21 protein-coding genes are annotated in these 20,906 nt (G+C 37.8%); 17 read left to right on the top strand and 4 right to left on the bottom strand.

The window, feature by feature from the left end; translation table 11 throughout:
* Positions 1-174 precede the first annotated feature (174 nt).
* The gene (gene rpsT / locus LMC10_RS02585) at positions 175-429 is read right to left on the bottom strand and encodes a 30S ribosomal protein S20 (protein ID WP_003666832.1); all 255 of its coding nucleotides are present in this window, start codon (positions 427-429) and stop codon (positions 175-177) included.
* Positions 430-690: 261 nt separating this feature from the next.
* On the opposite strand from rpsT, the gene rpsO reads away from it, so the two are divergent.
* From rpsO to LMC10_RS02545, 8 genes are all read left to right on the top strand, one after another.
* Positions 691-960: a 30S ribosomal protein S15 gene (gene rpsO / locus LMC10_RS02580; protein ID WP_003666833.1), complete on the top strand. Its 270-nt coding sequence runs from the start codon at positions 691-693 to the stop codon at positions 958-960.
* Between the two features lie 180 nt (positions 961-1,140).
* Positions 1,141-2,922, top strand: coding sequence for a ribonuclease J (locus tag LMC10_RS02575; protein WP_085650559.1), 1,782 nt, complete (start codon positions 1,141-1,143; stop codon positions 2,920-2,922).
* 116 nt (positions 2,923-3,038) lie between these two features.
* Entirely contained in the window at positions 3,039-3,944 is a 906-nt protein-coding gene (locus LMC10_RS02570; RefSeq protein WP_229268839.1) for a hypothetical protein, read from the top strand.
* A 178-nt stretch (positions 3,945-4,122) separates the two neighbouring features.
* Positions 4,123-5,313 carry an elongation factor Tu gene (gene tuf, locus LMC10_RS02565; RefSeq protein WP_003666836.1) on the top strand — a complete coding sequence of 397 codons (1,191 nt, stop codon included), beginning with the start codon at positions 4,123-4,125 and terminating at the stop codon, positions 5,311-5,313.
* A 195-nt stretch (positions 5,314-5,508) separates the two neighbouring features.
* Positions 5,509-6,819, top strand: coding sequence for a trigger factor (gene tig / locus LMC10_RS02560; RefSeq protein ID WP_003666837.1), 1,311 nt, complete (start codon positions 5,509-5,511; stop codon positions 6,817-6,819).
* Between the two features lie 177 nt (positions 6,820-6,996).
* Positions 6,997-8,247 carry an ATP-dependent Clp protease ATP-binding subunit ClpX gene (clpX, locus tag LMC10_RS02555; protein ID WP_003671194.1) on the top strand — a complete coding sequence of 417 codons (1,251 nt, stop codon included), beginning with the start codon at positions 6,997-6,999 and terminating at the stop codon, positions 8,245-8,247.
* Between the two features lie 17 nt (positions 8,248-8,264).
* A complete protein-coding gene (gene yihA / locus LMC10_RS02550) occupies positions 8,265-8,855 on the top strand; it encodes a ribosome biogenesis GTP-binding protein YihA/YsxC (protein WP_003668240.1) in 591 nt (196 codons plus the stop codon).
* A 1-nt stretch (position 8,856) separates the two neighbouring features.
* Complete coding sequence (locus tag LMC10_RS02545) at positions 8,857-9,156, top strand: nucleoside triphosphate pyrophosphohydrolase family protein (protein WP_003674350.1); 300 nt, start codon at positions 8,857-8,859, stop codon at positions 9,154-9,156.
* A 43-nt stretch (positions 9,157-9,199) separates the two neighbouring features.
* On the opposite strand, the gene LMC10_RS02540 is transcribed toward LMC10_RS02545, so the two are convergent.
* Positions 9,200-9,337, bottom strand: a complete 138-nt coding sequence (locus LMC10_RS02540) for an SPJ_0845 family protein (RefSeq protein ID WP_003668237.1) — start codon at positions 9,335-9,337, stop codon at positions 9,200-9,202.
* A gap of 143 nt (positions 9,338-9,480) precedes the next feature.
* Here LMC10_RS02540 and uvrC point away from each other — a divergent pair, with 143 nt between their 5' ends.
* The 7 genes from uvrC to LMC10_RS02505 all read left to right on the top strand — a co-directional run bounded on the left by uvrC (position 9,481) and on the right by LMC10_RS02505 (position 18,206).
* Positions 9,481-11,292, top strand: a complete 1,812-nt coding sequence (uvrC, locus tag LMC10_RS02535; protein WP_229268838.1) for an excinuclease ABC subunit UvrC — start codon at positions 9,481-9,483, stop codon at positions 11,290-11,292.
* A gap of 64 nt (positions 11,293-11,356) precedes the next feature.
* The gene (gene obgE, locus LMC10_RS02530) at positions 11,357-12,673 is read left to right on the top strand and encodes a GTPase ObgE (RefSeq protein WP_065532803.1); all 1,317 of its coding nucleotides are present in this window, start codon (positions 11,357-11,359) and stop codon (positions 12,671-12,673) included.
* A gap of 32 nt (positions 12,674-12,705) precedes the next feature.
* Positions 12,706-13,635: a ribonuclease Z gene (rnz, locus tag LMC10_RS02525; protein WP_019254076.1), complete on the top strand. Its 930-nt coding sequence runs from the start codon at positions 12,706-12,708 to the stop codon at positions 13,633-13,635.
* Between the two features lie 16 nt (positions 13,636-13,651).
* Positions 13,652-14,485 (top strand): SDR family NAD(P)-dependent oxidoreductase, encoded by an 834-nt coding sequence (locus LMC10_RS02520; RefSeq protein ID WP_153707173.1) that lies wholly within the window; start codon positions 13,652-13,654, stop codon positions 14,483-14,485.
* A gap of 133 nt (positions 14,486-14,618) precedes the next feature.
* A complete protein-coding gene (gene recJ, locus LMC10_RS02515; RefSeq protein ID WP_229268837.1) occupies positions 14,619-16,946 on the top strand; it encodes a single-stranded-DNA-specific exonuclease RecJ in 2,328 nt (775 codons plus the stop codon).
* Positions 16,947-16,962: 16 nt separating this feature from the next.
* Complete coding sequence (locus tag LMC10_RS02510; protein WP_229268836.1) at positions 16,963-17,481, top strand: adenine phosphoribosyltransferase; 519 nt, start codon at positions 16,963-16,965, stop codon at positions 17,479-17,481.
* Positions 17,482-17,591: 110 nt separating this feature from the next.
* A complete protein-coding gene (locus tag LMC10_RS02505; RefSeq protein WP_094502572.1) occupies positions 17,592-18,206 on the top strand; it encodes a DUF308 domain-containing protein in 615 nt (204 codons plus the stop codon).
* Between the two features lie 200 nt (positions 18,207-18,406).
* On the opposite strand, the gene LMC10_RS02500 is transcribed toward LMC10_RS02505, so the two are convergent.
* Together LMC10_RS02500 and LMC10_RS02495 are read right to left on the bottom strand one after the other, a co-directional pair.
* Positions 18,407-19,495, bottom strand: a complete 1,089-nt coding sequence (locus LMC10_RS02500; RefSeq protein WP_229268835.1) for a site-specific integrase — start codon at positions 19,493-19,495, stop codon at positions 18,407-18,409.
* Between the two features lie 103 nt (positions 19,496-19,598).
* Positions 19,599-20,057, bottom strand: coding sequence for a helix-turn-helix domain-containing protein (locus tag LMC10_RS02495; RefSeq protein WP_229268834.1), 459 nt, complete (start codon positions 20,055-20,057; stop codon positions 19,599-19,601).
* A 137-nt stretch (positions 20,058-20,194) separates the two neighbouring features.
* Here LMC10_RS02495 and LMC10_RS02490 point away from each other — a divergent pair, with 137 nt between their 5' ends.
* Positions 20,195-20,437 carry an XRE family transcriptional regulator gene (locus LMC10_RS02490; RefSeq protein ID WP_229268833.1) on the top strand — a complete coding sequence of 81 codons (243 nt, stop codon included), beginning with the start codon at positions 20,195-20,197 and terminating at the stop codon, positions 20,435-20,437.
* 124 nt (positions 20,438-20,561) lie between these two features.
* The gene (locus LMC10_RS02485) at positions 20,562-20,729 is read left to right on the top strand and encodes a helix-turn-helix domain-containing protein (protein WP_229268832.1); all 168 of its coding nucleotides are present in this window, start codon (positions 20,562-20,564) and stop codon (positions 20,727-20,729) included.
* Positions 20,730-20,906 lie beyond the last annotated feature (177 nt).

Below are 20,906 nucleotides of genomic sequence, written 5' to 3'. Positions count from 1 at the left end.
AGGGGTAATTACATCATATCAGGAACGATTTCCTGTGTACATAAAAACCGGATGATGAATTGTTCAAACAATTCATCATCCGGTTTTTATTTTGGACTAGGAGTTTTTTCCCAGCCTCCTCTTTTTATAAAAAGTTAAAAATAAAAAGCAACTAACTTAATAGTTGCTTTTTTATTACTTAGCGTAACGTGCTGAGAGACGTGACTTGTCACGTGCAGCCTTGTTAGCCTTGATAAGGCCCTTAGAGTGGGCACGGTCAATTGCTGAGATAGCAGCCTTGTATAAGTCGTCAAGGTTATCTGCGCCAGCAAGCTTTGCCTTATCGAACTTCTTAATAGCAGTCCGCATTTGGCTTAATTGTGAAGCGTTACGTGCTTCAGCTTTTTCACTAGTACGAACACGTTCAATTGCTGATTTGATAATTGGCATGAGTTTCACCTCCGTTACCCGATTTTCAGTTGACCAGAATTTTCAACATTTGTCATTATACAAAAGACTAGCGAGCAATGCAATAGCTAACGACGATCAAGTCAAAATTTCATAGAAATAGTTGCAACATTAGTAAATTTTATGTATATTTGTATAGGTTACTTCAAACAAGTAATTAATTGCCTCTTCTCAGTTTAACGATCCTCACCGACGTTATACTTAGATCTTAGGCGCATTAATATTGAAAGGTGGGAAAATAGCATGGCTATTTCAAAAGAACGTAAAGATCAAATTATTAAGGAATTCGCAACTCACGAAGGAGATACTGGTTCTACTCAAGTTCAAGTTGCTGTTTTAACTGCTGACATCAACGAATTGAACGATCACCTTCGTACACACAAGCACGATTACCATTCACAACGTGGTTTAATGAAGAAGATTGGTCACCGTCGTAACTTATTAGCTTACTTACGTCGGACTGATTTACCTGCTTACCGTGAACTTATCCAAAAGTTAGGTTTACGTCGGTAATATTTTATTATCAAAGCACTTTGCCTTCTACTTGGAGGCAAGGTGTTTTTTGTTTTTACTCCATTATTTTCACTGATTGTGGTAAGATATTTATAACTATAATGAACGATATAAAATTCTTATCGCTACATATTGTAATCGATAAGGGGTTCAAAACTAAATATTAAAGGAGCCAAATCAATGGATAATAATATTAAAATTATTCCTTTTGGTGGTGTACGCGAAAATGGTAAAAATATGTACGCCGTTGAGATTGAAGACCAAATTTTCATTTTGGATACGGGGTTAAAGTATCCTGAAAATGAATTAATGGGAATTGATGTTGTCATTCCTGACTGGGAATATCTTCGTGAACATAAGGACAAGATAGTCGGGGTATTCTTAACACACGGACATGCAGATTCAATTGGAGCACTCCCGTATTTCTTGATGGACTTTAATGTTCCGGTATTTGGAAGCGAGATGACGATTGCCTTAGCAAAGCTGGCAGTTAAAAACCATAAGGAAGTTAAGAAGTTTAATGATTTTCATGTTGTTGATGCGTCAACAGCAATTGATTTTAATGATGTTACAGTTTCATTCTTCCAGACGACCCATACTATTCCTGAAACTTTAGGGGTTGTTTTAGAAACTAAAGCAGGAAATATTGTTTACACTGGTGATTTTAAATTCGATCAGACAGCTAAAAAGGGTTATCAAACAGACCTTGCTCGTTTAGCGGAAATTGGATCACAAGGTGTATTAGCACTTTTAAGTGATTCTGCTGGGGCCGGAATTACGGGTGCGTCTGCTCGTGAGCAAGATATTGGAGACTATATTAAAGAAACCTTTAAATATCAAAATGGTCGAATTATTGTTGCTAGTGTAGCTTCAAATATTATGCGTGTACAGCAGATTATCAATGCTGCTGTAGCCGTTGGTCGGAAGATTGTTTTATCTGGAAAAGATATTGAACAAATTATTGATACAGCAATGTCTTTGGGAAAGTTACACTTACCAGATGACTTATTTATTAGTCGCAAGGAAGCAGAAAAACTCGAACCAAACCAAGTTGTTATTTTAGAAACTGGTAAAATGGGTGAACCTATTAAGTCATTACAGCAAATTGCAAACGGCGATAATCCTAATTTACAATTAACGAGTACCGATCTTGTCTTTGTCACTACTACTCCTTCTTATGCGCAGGAGACTGAGGTACAAAAGACAAAAGATATGATTTATCGTACAGGAGCAGAGGTTAAATTTATTTCTGATGATTTGAATCCTTCTGGACATGCTAACCAAAATGATGAACAATTAATGTTGAACTTCATGAAACCCAAGTTCTTCATTCCAATTCAAGGTGAATACCGTCTGTTAGATCGTCATGCGGAATTAGCAGAAGAAGTAGGAGTTCCAAAAGAAAATATCTTCCTTGTTAATAAGGGTGATGTTCTGACTTACAAAAATGGTAAATTCCATGTTGGAGAACATATTGATGTAAGTAATACTATGATTGACGGAACAGGTGTCGGTGATATCGGTAATATTGTTTTACGAGATCGGCGCGTCCTGTCAGAGGATGGGATTTTTGTTGTGGTGGCAACTATTGATCGAAAAAAGAAAAAGATCGTTGCTCGACCACAAATTACGTCACGAGGATTCGTGTTTGTAAAGACTAACCGTCAACTAATGCAACAGAGTGCTGACTTAGTTGAAAAGATTGTTCAAGAAAATCTAGATCAAAAGGAATTTGATTGGAGTCACTTGAAACAAGATGTTCGTGATAAATTAAACCGATTCTTGTTTGATCAAACTAAACGGCATCCAGTTATTTTGCCAGTTATTATGGAGATTAATCAACATCAAAAGAAGATTAAAAACAATGTTGAGAAGAAAGAAGAGAAATCTGCGAAGTCACGTTCAACGAAAGAACATCATCGTGGTCGTGGTAAAAAACGAATGGCAAAAGAAAAGAAGTAGCTGTTTAATATAAGTAATGTGAAGGGAGGCTGGGAGAAAACTTTCGTTTTTCTCCCAGCCTCAACTGCTTTTATGAACAATTGTATAAAGTAATGAAATAAAAAAGGGTGATAAAAATGAACGAAACCCAACAAGATCAATATCTCCAGGCTCAAAAATTAATTGCTGAAGAAAAATGGCAAGAAGCTAGTAATATTCTGGAAGATCTTATAAACGAGGTTGATGATTCAGAAATAGGTCGATTGACGATCATCGCTCTGTATCATTCTCAACAATATACCAGGGCTTGTACTTACTTGTTTGAGTATTTAGAAGTAATGTTTGATAGCTTGGCAGATGCTCAAATTGCCATTAAAATTTTGTGTCAAAATGAATTATTTGTTTTAGCAAGACAGGTGATTAGTAGTCTTTCGCAATGGCAGGAAGATTTGCTGACAATTGTTACAATGGGTGAGGAAAAATCTCGTCAAGAGTACCAGGAGACATTACAAACACGTTTGCGAGACTTTTATCATTTAGGAGATTACTCCCTTGAAGAGCAGCAAAGTAGGTTGCAGGCGGCTTTTAAACTTCCCTTAAATGAATTTATTACAGGTGCTAAATTCCTGCTTCGTGACCCCTACACTCATTCATTGGTAAAGTCTAGTTTGGTTGAGCTGCTTAGTAAGTTACAAGTTGCAGATCCAGTTACTGTTTATTGGCTAGATAAGAAAGAATATACAATTGTGCCAGCCGATATTCAGCCTTTAAATTTATTGCCAATCGTTAGTGAAGGTAAGAGATTAATTACGGAAAAGTGTGGAAATCAAAACCCGCAGACAGAAAAGCTGGCAATTCAAGAATTTCAATTACAGGTAATGTTTTTGTATCCGCGAATTAATCAAATTATTGAGGACATTGATGAATGGACAGACGTTTTAATCGCAAGAATAGAAGGAAAGAAAGTCGCAACAAATACAGTTTCTAGTACCTGGCAGGAACGACTAGGTAAGCAGATTGACGAATTAATAGAAAAACATTAGTCAAATACATTTACAAATGAACAGATAGTTGATATTATATTTAAGAATTCTTCTTCAGAGCCTAAGATTAAAGCTTTCAATTGGCGAAAAGAAGTTGTACAATATGTATAAGGGTATGTCAGTCACCGAATCAGATGATCTGGCATTATACTTGTAAATTATCAGGAGGTTTTCATTAATGGCTGAAAAAGAACATTATGAACGTACAAAACCCCACGTTAACATTGGTACTATTGGCCACGTTGACCACGGGAAGACTACTTTAACTGCTGCTATTACAAAGGTATTGGCAGCCAAAGGTTTAGCAAAGGCAGAAGATTACGCTGATATCGATGCTGCTCCAGAAGAAAAGGAACGTGGTATCACTATCAACACTGCCCACGTTGAATACGAAACTGAAAAGCGTCACTACGCACACATCGATGCCCCTGGACACGCTGACTACGTTAAGAACATGATCACTGGTGCTGCACAAATGGATGGTGCTATCCTTGTTGTTGCCGCTACTGATGGTCCTATGCCACAAACTCGTGAACACATTCTTCTTGCTCGTCAGGTTGGTGTTCAATACATCGTTGTATTCTTGAACAAGACTGACTTAGTTGACGATGATGAATTAGTTGACTTAGTTGAAATGGAAGTTCGTGACTTACTTAGCGAATACGATTTCCCTGGTGACGATGTTCCAGTTGTTCGTGGATCTGCTCTTAAGGCACTTGAAGGTGACCCAGAACAAGAAAAAGTTATCCTTCACTTAATGGATGTTATTGATGACTACATTCCAACTCCAAAGCGTCCTACTGACAAGCCATTCATGATGCCTGTCGAAGACGTATTTACTATCACTGGTCGTGGTACTGTTGCTTCTGGTCGTATTGACCGTGGTACTGTTAAGGTCGGTGACGAAGTTGAAATCGTTGGTTTAACTGAAGACGTTCTTAAGTCAACTGTTACTGGTTTGGAAATGTTCCACAAGACTCTTGATCTTGGTGAAGCTGGGGATAACGTTGGTGTACTTCTTCGTGGTATTTCACACGACCAAATCCAACGTGGTCAAGTTTTGGCTGAACCAGGTTCAATCCAAACTCACAAGAACTTCAAGGGTGAAGTTTACGTTATGACTAAGGAAGAAGGGGGACGTCACACTCCATTCTTCTCAAACTACCGTCCACAATTCTACTTCCACACAACTGATGTTACTGGTACTATCGAATTACCAGATGGTGTAGAAATGGTTATGCCTGGTGATAACGTTACATTCACTGTTAACTTACAAAAGCCAGTTGCTCTTGAAAAGGGTCTTAAGTTCACTATTCGTGAAGGTGGACACACTGTTGGTGCCGGTGTTGTATCCGACATCTTAGACTAATTTTTGAGTACAGATGTGCTGAAAGGCTTGGGGAAACCCAAGTCTTTTTTCTTTAACAAAAATATTTGAAAATAACTTGGGGATCAGCCGTCAATAAGTTGCAATTACTGGTCTCCTACGGTAAACTAATATAGTATGTAAAGACTAGTTATAAATATTAATTAGTCAAATTGATTTGTTATTGGAGGAAATAAAATGTCAGCAAAATGGGAACGCGATAGCGATGCCAGCAAAGGTACATTGACATTTGAAATTGATGTCGACACTATTAACAAGGGAATTGACGAAGCTTTCGTTGAGACTCGTAAAAAGATCACTGTTCCGGGCTTCCGGAAGGGTCGTGTCCCTCGTCAAATCTTTAACCAAATGTACGGTGAAGAATCATTGTATCAAGATGCCTTAAACAAGGTATTACCTGATGCATATAACGAAGCAGTAAAGGAAACTAACATTCAACCTGTAGATCAACCTAAGATTGATATTAAGAGCATGGAAAAGGGTCAACCATGGGTATTAACTGCTGAAGTTGACGTTATGCCAGAAGTTAAATTAGGTGAATACAAGGGTATGGAAGTTCCTGCTCAAGACACCACTGTTACTGATGCTGATGTTGATGATGCACTTGAAACTAAGCGTCAACAACAAGCTGAACTTGTATTAAAAGAAGATAAGCCAGCCGAAAAGGGCGACACTGTCGTTATTGATTACAAGGGTAGCGTTGACGGTGAAGAATTTGATGGCGGTTCAGCCGAAAACTACTCACTAGAATTAGGTTCAGGCTCATTTATTCCAGGTTTTGAAGATCAATTAATCGGTCACAACGCTGATGAAGATGTTGATGTAAATGTTACCTTCCCAGAAGATTACCATGCTAAGAATCTTGCTGGCAAGGATGCACTTTTCAAGGTTAAGATTCACGAAATCAAGGAAAAGCAATTACCAGAACTTGACGATGATTTCGCTAAGGACGTTGACGAAGATGTTGATACTTTAGCTGAATTAAAGGAAAAGACTAAGAAGCAACTTCAAGAAGAAAAGGATAACCAAGCTAAGGCTGCTATTGAAGATGCTGCTATCAATAAGGCTGTTGCTAATGCAGAAATCCAAGATATTCCACAAGCAATGTTGGATGATGACACTAACCGTCAAATGCAACAATACTTAGCAGGAATGCAACAACAAGGTATCAGTCCTCAAATGTACTTCCAAATTACTGGTACAAAGGAAGAAGATTTGAAGAAGCAATTTGCTAATGATGCTGCTCAACGTGTAAAGACTAACCTTGTCTTAGAAGCAATTGTTGACGATGCTAACTTAGATGCTACTGATGAAGAAATTGCTAAAGAAATTTCTGACCTTGCAAAGCAATACGGTATGGAAGAAGATGCTGTTAAGAAGGCATTATCTAAAGACATGTTAATGCATGACATTAAGATCCGTAAGGCTGTTGACTTAGTTGCTGATTCAGCAAAGCAAGTTAAGGATGACGAAAAGTCTGACAAGTAATTTGTTAAATAATTACTAATCAATGAGGCTGGAAGAAAACAGTAGTTTTCTTCCAGCCTCGCTATTTTAATCAAATATTAGTAAGATAAAGTAGAAAAGAATTTACTGAGTAATTTAGTCGAAATTAAACAGTAATTTTGTTATTATGTTTTAATAAGTCTTAGAGGAGGTTCATTTATGTTTGAAGATACCACTGGTATGGATTCAGTTCACTGTTCATTTTGTGGAAAGTCTCAAGATGAAGTGAAAAAAATTGTTGCTGGTCCTGGCGTCTATATTTGTAACGAATGTGTTGACCTTTGTAAGCAAATTATTGATCAGGAACTAGCAGAAGATGAAGCTAAAAAAGCTTTCCGTGTGCCAACTCCAGGAGAGATTGTTAACGAACTGGATGACTATGTAATCGGTCAAGGTGACGCTAAAAAAACATTAGCAGTTGCTGTTTATAACCACTATAAGCGGGTTAATGCAATGATGAGTGGCGATAATAATGATACAGAACTTCAAAAGAGCAACATTGCCGTAATTGGTCCAACTGGTTCTGGAAAAACCTATCTTGCCCAATCACTTGCCCGAATTCTAAATGTTCCGTTTGCAATTGCAGATGCTACAACTTTAACTGAAGCTGGATACGTTGGTGAAGACGTTGAGAATATTATCCTTAAATTACTTCAGGCTGCTGACTTTGATGTAGAACGTGCTGAAAAAGGAATCATTTACATTGACGAAATTGATAAAATCGCAAAGAAGAGTGAAAATGTATCAATTACACGTGATGTTTCTGGAGAAGGGGTTCAACAAGCTCTTTTAAAGATTCTTGAAGGAACAATTGCTAATGTACCCCCTCAGGGAGGGCGTAAGCATCCACAGCAAGAATTTATCCAAGTCGATACAAAGAATATCCTCTTTATTGTGGGGGGAGCCTTTGATGGGATCGAAACAATTGTTAAGGAACGACTCGGTGATAAGACAATTGGATTTGGAACAGACTCACGAGAAGCTGAAGAAGTTACGGATAAAAATATTTTGCAACATGTTATCCCAGAAGACCTTCTTAAGTTTGGCTTGATTCCAGAATTTATCGGACGATTACCTGTAATGACTGCTCTTGAAAAACTTGACGAAGATGACCTTGTTCGAATCCTTACTGAACCAAAGAATGCATTAGTTAAGCAATATCAAGAGTTGATTCGCCTTGATGGAAGTAAGTTGACCTTTACTGATGGTGCATTACGAGCAATGGCACAACTAGCAATCAAGCGAAATACAGGTGCTCGTGGTCTCCGTTCGATTATTGAAGATGTAATGCGGGATGTAATGTTTGACTTGCCAAGTCGTAAAGATGTAGAAAAGGTAATTATTGATAAACGATGTGTAACGCAACATACAGAACCTCGTTATGTTTTAAAGGATGAAAAAGCTTCTTAATGAAATGAGGTAAGCAAATGGAAGTTCACAATGTAGATTTAACAATTAGTGCCGTAAGTGATGAACAATATCCTAAAACAAATATTCCAGAAATCGCTTTAGTTGGTCGTTCAAATGTTGGGAAGTCATCGTTGACAAATGTCTTAATCAACCGGCGCAATTTTGCTCATACGTCTAGTCAGCCAGGTAAAACCCAGACGTTAAATTTCTATGACGTTGAGGATAAGGTATATTTTGTCGATGTTCCAGGATATGGGTATGCCAAAGTCTCGAAAAAAGAGCGAGAACGATTTGGAAAAATGATCGAACAATACTTAACCCAACGTGAACAATTACGCGGAGTTATTCAATTAGTTGATGCACGGCACGAACCAACCCCTGATGATGTAAATATGTATAATTGGTTACAATATTATAATATTCCAACATTAATCGTAGGGACAAAGATTGATAAGGTAAAACGAAGTGCATGGAATCGCCAACTAAGCCTTATCAAAAAGACCCTTGATGTTGAGAGTTCAACACCGATTATTCTATTTTCAGCTACAGAGAAAAAGGGTAAAGATGATGTTTGGCAGTGGATTGAAGAGCGAATGGGGAAGAACTAAGTTGGATTTTAATGAATACCAAAATGCAGCAAAACGAACCTTATATGGGAATGAACAAGTTTTAACAAATTGTGCATTAGGATTAGCTGGCGAGTCAGGACAAGTCGTTGATTTAGTAAAAAACTATACTTTTCGTAGTCGAAAATTAGATCGTAAGGAACTAATCCACGAAATGGGTGATGTCTTATGGTATTTATCTCAAATTGCAGAATGGGCCGATATTCCATTTGAAGAGGTCGCCAAAGCAAATATTGAGGAATTAAATCAGCGCTATCCGACTGGTTTTAAAAAACAAGATTAAAAAAATAAGCGGGGATATGAGTGATCACATCTCCGCTTTTGCATTATTTCTTTTCTTTATCCTTGCTATCTTTTTCTTTTTTATCGTCATTTTTTTTAGTTGCTTTTGGTTTTTTAGGATCAATCGCAAATTGATCAAATAATTTATCAAGCTGTTCGCTTCTTCTAGTAACTAATCCCATTTTTTTAGCTCCTTTTTTATATTTGACAAAATGCTAGCATAAATTTTGCTAAATGTACAATTATTTCTAAACACTTTCTTTGCCTTAATGATGATTTTTCAGATATAATATATTGTTAGATAATTTTTCGGAGGGATTTTGCGATGGCCAGTGAACATTTAGAACATAAACTAGCATTGTTACCTGACAAGCCGGGTTGCTACCTGATGAAAAACATTAATGATCAGATAATTTATGTTGGTAAAGCTAAAAATTTAAAGAATCGGGTTCGCTCTTACTTTAAGAGTAGTCACACCGGTAAAGTAGCTAAAATGGTTTCGGAAGTTGCGGACTTTGAAACCATTGTGACTTCGACTAATAAGGAGTCGTTCTTGCTTGAAATAACGCTGATTCAAAAACATCAACCTTATTTCAATATTAAATTAAAAAAGGGAACTGGTTATCCCTACATAAAAATAACAAATGAGCGGGATCCTCAAATTAAGATCGTTAGTAAAATAAAAAAAGATGGTGGATATTATTTTGGCCCTTATCCAAATGTCTATGCTGCGGAGGAGACGATGCATTTTATTCAAAAGGTTTACCCATTAAGACGATGTAATGGGTATCAAGGTCGTCCGTGTTTGTATTACCATATGGGACAATGTTTAGGAGCTTGTTTTAAAGAAGTTCCTAAGAGTGAATATGAAGAGCAAATTAAAAAAATTAAGTCATTTTTGAGTGGAAACACAGCGACAGTTAAGCGACAGTTAACCAAAAAGATGCAACTAGCAGCAGAAAACATGGAGTTTGAACGAGCTGCTGAAATTCGAGACCAGCTTCACTATATTGAAGTGACAGTTGAAAAACAAAAGATTATTTCAAATGATAAAACCCCTCGTGATTTATTTAATTTCTATATGGATAAAGGGTGGCTTTCTATTCAAATTTTCTTTATTCGGCAGGCGCGGTTGATGAAACGAGAAAAACGCCTATTTCCAATCGTGGATACAGCAGTTGAAGAAATGACTAGCTTTATTCTCCAGTTTTATAATCGTCGCAATAATATTTTGCCTCGTGAAATTCTTCTTCCTAAGGGGCTTCCCAATAAAGAAATAAGTGAAATATTAGGGATACCAGTTCGGACACCGGTTCGTGGTGAAAAACGGGACCTCTTAGCAATGGCACATGAAAATGCTCAGTTGTCTTTAGATGAAAAATTTCGACTGCTTGAGATGGACCAAAGTAAGACTACCGGTGCGATGAAAGAGATTACGGATGCCCTTGGACTTCCAGAAGGTCACCGGATTGAAGCGTTTGATCATTCTCATATTCAGGGGGCTGATCCCGTTAGTGCAATGGTTGTATTTGTTAATGGGGAACCGGCTAAAAATTTTTACCGGAAGTATAAATTGAAAACGGTGATTAATCATGCTGACGAAGCTGCCAGTACCCGTGAAGTTATTCGGCGGAGGTATTCGCGTCTCTTAAAAGAAAACAAGCCAATGCCGGATATGATTTTTATGGATGGTGGCGAAATTCAGATGGATGCGGCTAAAGATGTTTTAGAGAATGAACTTGGTCTTGATATTCCGGTAGTCGGGATGGTAAAGAATGATAAACACCAAACCGCTGACTTATTGTTCGGGGATGATGATCACCATATTAATTTGAATCCACGGAGCCAAGGCTTTTACTTAGTTCAACGCATTCAAGATGAGGTTCACCGGTTTGCGATTACTTTCCACCGGCGCGTTCATACCAAGCATTCGTTGAGCTCGCGGTTGGATGAAATTAAGGGAGTGGGGCCCCGAACTCGAACAAAATTGCTTAAAAAATATGGATCAATTACCAAAATTGCTCAAGCATCAGTTGATGAAATCCATTCACTAGGGATTAATCGACCTACTGCCCAGTTAATCAAAGTTTCATTGCAGAAAAATGCTGAGGTGGCGAAGGGTAGTAGTCATGATTGAGTTTTGACAGGCTTATAAATTTTAAATATACTAAATAATAGACTAAAGAACGGAGACAATCATTATGAATATGTTTGTTGATCAAATAAAAATTGAAGTACATGCAGGTAAGGGTGGCGATGGAATGGTAGCATTTCGTCGTGAAAAGTATGTTCCTAACGGCGGCCCCGCTGGTGGTGATGGTGGCCGTGGTGGTAGCATCATTTTAAAAGTTGATGAAGGATTACGGACTTTAATGGATTTCCGTTATCATCGAATTTTTAAAGCTAAAAATGGTGGCAATGGGATGAGTAAACAGATGACTGGTCCAAGTGCAGAAGATACAATTATTGCTGTTCCCCAAGGTACTACCGTTAGGGACCTTGATACCGGCGAGATTATTGGTGATCTTGTTGAAAAAGACCAAGAATTAGTAGTGGCTAAAGGTGGCCGTGGTGGTCGCGGCAACATTCACTTTGCTAGTGCTAAAAACCCTGCTCCTGAAATTGCTGAAAATGGTGAACCAGGAGAAGACCATTACTTAGAATTAGAACTAAAGATGCTTGCTGATGTCGGATTAATTGGGTTCCCTTCTGTTGGAAAGTCAACTTTATTATCAGTAGTAACCGGTGCTAAGCCTAAAATTGCTGCATATGAATTTACGACATTAACTCCTAATCTCGGAATGGTAATGCTACCAGATGGCCGTGATTTTGCGATGGCTGACATGCCTGGTTTAATTGAAGGAGCATCGAAGGGTATCGGCCTTGGATTGAAGTTCTTACGGCACATTGAACGTACCCGTGTTCTTCTTCACCTAGTGGATATGAGTAGTGAAGATCCTCATCAAGCAATTGAACGTTACCGGCAAATTAATAAGGAACTTGCTAATTACGATCCTGAATTATTAAAGCGACCACAAATTGTAGTTGCGACAAAGATGGATTTGCCAAATTCTGCCGATAACTTAGCTGCTTTTAAAGCTGATTTGGCAGCAGATAAGACTTTAGAAAAGCAGCCAGAGATTTTCCCTATTTCAGCGGTTACTCATCAAGGTGTCCAACAATTAATGCAATTAACGGCTGATCTCTTAGATAAGACGCCCGCATTTGATAGTGAGAGTCATGATAAAGAATTGGTCGCTGAATATCGTGCTGCTGCTCCTGACAAGAAAGATGAAGCGGACTTTACTATTACCAAGGATGAAGATGGCACCTGGGTATTGGGCGGTGAAAAACTTATTCGGTTATTTAAGATGACTGATTTAACTCATGAAGAAAGTCAATTACGCTTTGCTCGTCAACTTCGCCATATGGGGGTTGATGACGCGTTAAGAGCTAAAGGTGTACAAGATGGTGATCTTGTAAGAATTGAAAAATTTGTTTTTGAATTTATTCAATAAAATTATACGTAGCAAAGGTAGGAAAAATATAAATGCAACTTGAATTTTTAGGAACAGGCGCTGGTTCCCCAAGTAAGCAACGTAATGTAGCAAGCGTTGCATTGCGGTTGTTAGAAGAACGAAACGCAATTTGGCTATTTGATGTGGGAGAAGCTACTCAACATCAAATTCTCAATACGACAATTAGGCCACGAAAGATAGAAAAAATCTTTATTACTCACTTGCATGGTGATCATATCTTTGGTTTACCTGGTTTACTAAGTTCCCGCTCTTTTCAAGGAGGAACTGAACCATTGACGATCTATGGACCAGTAGGAATAAAGCGGTATGTTCAGACTTCTTTGCAAGTAAGTGAGTCACGCCTCAGTTATCCTTTGCACTTTGTTGAAATAACAGATGACGGGGAACTATTTAATGATCATGGTTTTAGAGTGGTTGCACGAAAGTTAGATCATAAAATCGCTTGTTTTGGCTACCGAATTGAAGAAGCGGATCATCCAGGAGAATTACAAGTTGAGAAATTACGAGAACAAAAAGTACCATCTGGGCCAATTTACGGCCAACTAAAAGCTGGAAAAACGGTTACTCTTCCTGATGGTAGAGTATTAGATGGTCATGACTTTATTGGCACTCCTCAACCTGGACGTATTGTTGCAATTCTAGGTGATACTAGACAAACGAAGAATGCAATTCTGTTGGCGCAAAATGCAGATGTATTAGTGCATGAAAGTACTTTTGCTAAAGATGAGACAAAGATGGCACACAATTATTACCATTCAACCAGTAAACAAGCAGCTGAAATTGCGAAAAAAGCTGGTGTTAAAAAATTATTGTTAAATCATATTTCAGCACGATACACTGGTAAAGCAGCTTATCAATTGGCATATCAAGTTCGTAATATTATTCCTGATACTCGAGTTGTTAATGATTTTGATGTAATTGATATTCCGTTCAAAAAATGAAAAGAGATGGCAAAAGATGCTGAGAAGAGTAAAGACGTTACGTTTTCTGCGAAATGAAGTTGTATTAATTACTGGTGGTTCAAGTGGAATCGGCAAAGAGTTGGCTTTTGAGGCAGCTCGCCGCGGCGCAATTGTTGTTGTTGCTTCTCGTAATCTTGAGAAGTTGCAAGAGGTAGCTAAAAAATGTCTGATCTTATCAGGTCGGCCAGCATTTGCTTATCAATTAGATGTCACCGACCCTGATCAGATTGATGATGTGCTTTCGAAGGTTCAACATGAAGTAGGAGGAATCGATGTATTAATTAATTCTGCTGGGCTTGGTGACTTTATTCCCGTAGTTAAGGAATCTTACAGCTCAATGGAAAAAATGGTACATACGAACCTCTTAGCCTTAATGTATATTAGTCGGTGTGTAGCTAAACAAATGATGGATCAAGGGTATGGGGCCATTATTAATATGGGTTCATTAGCTGGTAAATTACCTACACCAAATAGCGCTGTATATTCAGCAACAAAAGCCGGAGTAATCCAGTTTGATAATGTTTTACGAATGGAAGTTGCTGATTATGGTGTCCAAGTGTTGACAGTTAATCCTGGTCCAATTGATACGCCTTTCTTTGATAAAGCGGATAATGATTATACGTATCGGGCCCATTTACCAAAATGGATGTTTATCTCTCCTGAAGACTTAGCTCGACGAATTTGGAATAATGTTGGGTATAAGACGAGGGAAATTAATGTTCCAGGATATGTGGCTTATCTTGGTTGGGCATACCAAGTTATTCCCGGTTTAGGTGACTGGGCAATTAAGAAATTTTTTGATTTCCAACAGGATAAGAAGAACTTATAATATGCTCCCTTATTTTCGTGAAATTGCAGAATTTAGCAGTTTCTTTCAAAAAATGAAAGGGGCAAAATAAAAGAGACTGAGTTTATCCCAGCCTCTTGTTTAATTTTGGCGTTGAAATGGTGGTTAATTTTAAATGATTGATACAAAATTTAAGTGGGAACTTGCCGATAATGCTCCCTCATTAACTGTTGATAATCTTGAAAAAGAGTTAGGCATTTCTAGAATATTGGCAACATTATTAGCTCAGCAAGGAATCGATTCAACCGAACAAGCAAAAAAATTCTTTGAACCATCGATGGAAGAGATCCATGATCCAACCTTATTGCATGATATGGATAAAGCAGTTGAGCGAATTGAGCAGGCAGTTGAAAAGCAGGAACAAATTACTATTTATGGTGATTATGATGCCGATGGAATTACTAGCACATCCTTAATGTATGAAACGTTATTATCTATCGGTGCCAATGTTAATTATTATGTCCCAAATCGGTTTACAGATGGATATGGGCCTAACATGGACGCTTACCAACGCCTTATTGATAATGGTACCCAGCTTTTTATTACGGTGGATAATGGCGTTAGCGGAAAAAATGTTATCGATAAGGTAATGGCAACAGGAGTAGATGTTGTAATTACTGACCACCATGAGTTGCCTGCTGACTTGCCTAATGCGGTTGCGATCGTTCACCCTCGCTATCCTGGTAGTAATTATCCTTTTCCTGATTTGTCAGGCGTTGGTGTTGCATTTAAGGTGGCCTGGGCTTTAACTGGTGAGTTTCCTGTTGAAGAACTGGACTTAGTTGCAATTGGTGAAATAGCTGATGTAGTAAACGTTACGGACGAAAATCATGCGTTAATTTCCTATGGCATTCAGCAATTACGGCAGGGGATGCGTCCGGGATTAGCGGCTTTAATGAAGTTAGCTGATATTAAAGCTAACAATCTAACTGATCAGGATATTGGATTTGGAATTGCACCACGGCTAAATGCGCTTGGCCGAATTGCTGATGCTAATGATGGAGTTAAGCTGCTGACGAGTTTAGATGAGAATGAATCACAAAAATTAGCTAAAGAGGTAGATCAGGCTAATAAAGAACGTCAGAACCTAGTTGCTGAGATTATGAAAGAAGCAGAAAAACAGGCTAATAGCTCAGCTAACCAGCAGAAAAGGACCTTATTAATTGTTGGGAAAGGTTGGCATCAAGGTGTATTAGGAATTGTTGCCAGTCGAATTATGAATGAGACCGGAAAGCCAACAATTATCGCATCAACTGATCAAAATAATCCGACCTTAATAAAAGGATCTGGTAGAAGCATTGACAGTTTTAACCTGTTCAATGCCTTGGAGGCTCATCGTGAACTATTTACGACATTTGGCGGGCACCCTGCTGCTTGTGGTCTTTCTTTTGATCAGAAAAATATTGTACCTCTGCAAATAGCCTTGGAAGAAGAAGCAGGCAAACAAAAATTTGATCCAACGGTAAAGCAACCTCTTCCAATCGCAATGAAACTTGCACCAGCTGATGTTACCCAACAGTTATATAACGATATTCAACGGGTTGCTCCATTTGGTCCAGGAAATATGGAACCGGTTTTTGAATTAAATAACGTTAAAGTTGTCGATGTCAAAACAATGGGACAGGAACACCAGCATTTAAAATTTTCGATTGTAAGTGATAAGAAAAATCTAACAGTCGTCGCTTTTGGTCAAGGAAATTTGGCAACACTATTATCCGTGCCAACCGGACAAATTAATTTAGCCGTTAAAGTTAGTCTTAATGAGTGGCGTGGTAAAAAAAGTGTCCAACTGATGTTAGAAGATCTCCAAATTAATGGAACGGTAATTATTGATGAACGCACGAATAAACTAACTCCTCAGCTTTTTAGTTCTTCAGATTATTACATTGTAAGAGAGCCAAGATTGCGAGAAAATATTGCTCCCCATGTGGCTCCTGGCTATACTTTATCGATCGAAGAAGCAATTAAGACTGATTTTTCTGGTCAACAAGTAACGCTGGTTGACTGCCCATCTAGTGAAGAAATGCTAAAACGGATTTTTGCAGAGGATGAAGGAGAACCAGCAACTATTCGCTTATTACTGTATCAGCGAAAAAGTGCCTATTTAGCTGGACTGCCAACACGGAATGATTTTGCACAGCTTTATCGATTTATTTATAAACAAAAAGAATTAAAATGGCCCATGCAAGCTAAAGCAGTTAGCAATCATTTAAAGATTAATATGGATCGATTAAATCTAATGATTCAAGTGTTTTCTGAAGCAGGATTTGTTACAATAAAAGATGACGTGTTAAAGTTTAATGAGCCAACTAATAAGACTGATTTAACGCAAACTAAACGTTATCAAAAACAATTAGCACAATATAAAGTTGAACAACAGTTGCTTTTTAATGATGCGGCAACGGTTGCTAACTGGTTATTGAAATATTTAAATTTAGAATAAGGAGACTATTTATCTCATGGCTTTAGACCTTTATAAATACGTAGCTAGTGTTCCTGATTATCCAGAAAAGGGTATTATCTTTCGAGATATTTTGCCATTAATGGCTGATGGGGCTGCCTTTAAGCAAGCTACTGACGAATTAGTTGATTATGCTAAGGATAAAAAGGTAGATATGGTAGTAGGACCAGAAGCGCGAGGCTTTATTGTTGGGTGTCCTATTGCTCGTGAACTGGGTGTTGGATTTGCTCCGGCACGTAAAAAGGGTAAGTTGCCAAGAAAAGCAATTAGTGCATCTTATGACTTAGAATATGGAACAGCTACCTTGCAAATGGAAGCCGATGCAATTAAACCGGGACAACGGGTTCTTGTTGTGGATGATCTCTTAGCTACAGGAGGAACTATCTCTGCAACAATCGATATGGTTGAACAAATGGGTGGTATTGTTGTTGGCTGTGCATTCTTAATCGAATTAAAAGATCTTCATGGTCGCAATAAGCTTAAAGATTACGATATGAAGGCATTAATGGAATTTTAATTAGGAGGAGGCTGGGGATACTAGCCTTTTTTCTTTTTAAATTATAGTTGTATATATAAAATGAATGCGGGACAATAGCATTACGTTGATAAAAAGGAGCCAGTTAATTTATGATTTTCTTAGTAATAATGGGAGCCCTATTTTTGATTTTGGGTGGTTTTTATCTTGCTAATTCATGGCAACAGTATCGCGAATGGAAAAGCGGGACAATCATTGTTGTATTGAGTATTATCGCAATTGTTTATGGTGTGATTAATTTACCTTATTTTCATCATAATAATTCTGCTAGCTCAAGCCAAAGTACTTCATCTTCACAAGTGGCGCGGTCCAGTAGTTTTTCATCATTTTCGAATGGATTAACGATTGGCAATTCAAGTGCAAATGAAGCGCAACAAGAAAGTAAGACAATGGCTGTTTTGCGTCAAATGCAAAAGGGTTATTCAAAATTAGGTTCAGTTGATTATAACGAAGATAGTAAGACATTCCAGATCACGCCAACTGATGATAATACGGTTGAAGCATTGAAAGCTTTAGCGCAAGATCCAAGTCAGGCTGAACAAATGGGGTGGCCTAACTTAACTAAGTCGATTAAAAGCAATTCAGGGCAAGTAGAAAAAGCATTAGGTGAAGGATATTCAATTAGTATTATGAATCCAAGTGATTCTAGTAAGGCATTATATACAGCCAAAGATGGCAAAACTACATACGATATTGCTAATCAATAAAACTAAATAACCTAAGATTAGTTCAAGACAGATTAGGGCACTTAATAGGTGTCCTTTTTTGTGTAATAAAAAAGCTGATATACCAACGTTTTAACAACGATTGGCTACCAGCAAAACTTTAGATAAAGGAGACAAGGGGATTTGAAAGTGTTGATATATCAAGGCTTAGCGTTGGTTTTTCCGCACTTTTTCCGCAATTCTTAAAGTTCCGCCAATTTGTCAATAATCAAAGTATCATTTTTAGCTTTGTACTCATCAATCAAATATGAATAAGTATTTAGAGTAATAGTGATATTTGAGTGACCTAATCGCTTAGAGATAGCGTATATATCAACACCTTTACTCAACAGATAGGCTACATGGACGTGTCGCAATGAGTGAAAGTGAAAACCTTGCTTATCGATACCGCATTCACTCATAATAGACCGTAGACATTTATTCAAGGCGTTACTGGTAGGAATAGTACCAAAGACATTTTGAAAAACCATCGTTGTATTATTAGCTTTCAACTCAGCTAATCGGTTCAGTAATTGACGATTAACCTTAATGGTTCGTTGACTGGATTCCGTTTTAGTTGTTTTGAAAGCTTTTTTCGTATCGTCCCATGATTTAGTGATAGCGATAGTGGAATGTAAGAAGTCTATATCATTCCACGTTAACGCTTGGATTTCGCTTTTTCTCATCCCCGTATAAATAGCGGTGAGTATCATGTAACGGCTTGTATTGTAGTGGTTTAAATTTGCCACCACAGCTTGTTTTAGCAACTTTATCTCTTTATTAGTAAGATATTCTACTTTAGTTTGGTTGTCCTCGTTGTAGACTAACTGGACGTTATGGGTAAAATCCTTAGCGATAATATCATCATCAACTGCATAACTAACACAAGCACGAATTGCACCATTTAACTTTGAAACACTACTAAAAGCGTGATTAGCTCCATACCAGTTAATGAATTGCTGGTAAGTGGAGCGCTTAATATCAACTAATTTAGTGTCTTTGAAGTAGTCCGCTATCGTTTTTAAAAAAGTACGATAACGGCTTTTAGTAATATCAGATAAAGAACTGTTTTCCTTGTAGATTGAAAACCAGTTTTGGTAGTAATCAGCAAAAGTGACAGCTTGCATATCAATATTCACATGGCTGTATTTATCTTCTAATTGTTGAGCAGCTTTAATCGCTTCTCGTTTTAGCTTAAAACACCCTGCTGATTTTTGGTGACGTTTGCCGTCTCTGTCTCTGTATTCCGCTATTCCGTAATAGCCTTTTTTAGCTTTCTTTGCATAACTCATAATTAATTACCTCGTTTCGTACCACTAGCAGGCAAGGCGTGAAGTGAGGTAAAGCGGATAAGGGCGCCACCCCTAGTTGATGTGTGGTTACCCATGTGGGAGCTTAGTTGTGATTGTCTAATAGGTTATCTAGTAATTGATGAGCTAGTTTCTTATCATCCTCTAGTATGCTTCCTTTCTTGGTTAAATTAGTGTCAATGGCAAGTAAAAGGTAAAGATAATTAGATATATCAGAAGGGCTACCTAACTTAAGAATATCATCATTCATTCGTTCAATCGTTCGCTTGTTAAGCTTGCCGGATTCTATATCTTCTTTTGACAAGCCGGTATACTGTTCTACTGCTTTCCAACCATCTTTATCGTCTGAAAGTCCCATTAGATAGGCGGTTGTAACATTAAAATAGTTGGCAAGTTTACGCCACGTAACTAACTTAGGTTCTCTTTTCCCAATTTCATAAAGACTAATGGCTTGTCGAGTCAAATTAGTTTCCTTTGCTAATCCTTCTTGGCTAAGGCCTTTTGCTTTTCGCAATTCGCCTATTCTATTTGTTTTTTTATTCATAACAAAACCTCTATTCTACTTCAACAATAATAACATTTTCTTTTAATTTTTGCTACATTACTGTTGACGGCTACGTGGTCGTAGCATATAATTATGGTACCAGCTACATAGCTGTAGCTAAAAAGGAGGTGATATATATGACAGTAATGCTTACAGACAAACAGGTATTAGCTATTAAGCGTAAACGTGGTGAATTAGAGTTACCTATTATTGGTTTAGCTAATCAAATTGGTTTAAGCCGTTGGACGCTTGACCGAGTGCTTAAAAAAGGTGTTCGTAAAGTAGCACCCAGCACCTATAAGAAACTGACTGATTGGCTAATTGATGAATACACTAATTCAGATATTACCAACGATAAGCAAACCGTAGTAAAGAACTGAGGTGAATAACATGGAGGCAAGTTTCAGTCTACCGCCGGAATTTGAACAGTCATTAGAACGAATGGTGCTAAAGATTGTAGCTGATTCGGCAGACAAGGCCAACCAGCGCCAGATACACGAGTATATGAGTAAAGGTCAACTTTGCCAGTATTCTAACGTCAGTCGAGCAACGTTAGATGAGTGGATTCGTAAGTATAACGTTCCATTCGTCAAGATAGGCGGTAAATGGATTATTAAGCGGTCAGATTTTGACCACTGGTATCAAGAATTTCGTAAGTCACAAGAGCAATAAAAACCTAGCAGGCAAGGCGTGAGAACTTATGAAGAAATTTAATCAATGGTATTTAAAAAAGTGGCAGACAGCCCCCGATGAATGGTTTTGGGCTTATCTACCACTAGTAATGTTAACTTTAGCAGTTATTAGCGTCTTGGCATAAATGTGGGTACAAAAAAAGACTTAAATCAAAGC

This window comes from Limosilactobacillus reuteri subsp. simiae (assembly GCF_020784875.1).
GTDB lineage: Bacteria > Bacillota > Bacilli > Lactobacillales > Lactobacillaceae > Limosilactobacillus > Limosilactobacillus reuteri_H.
The sequence above is the reverse complement of the archived record's forward strand: the minus strand, read 5'-3'. Positions and strand labels throughout refer to the sequence as shown.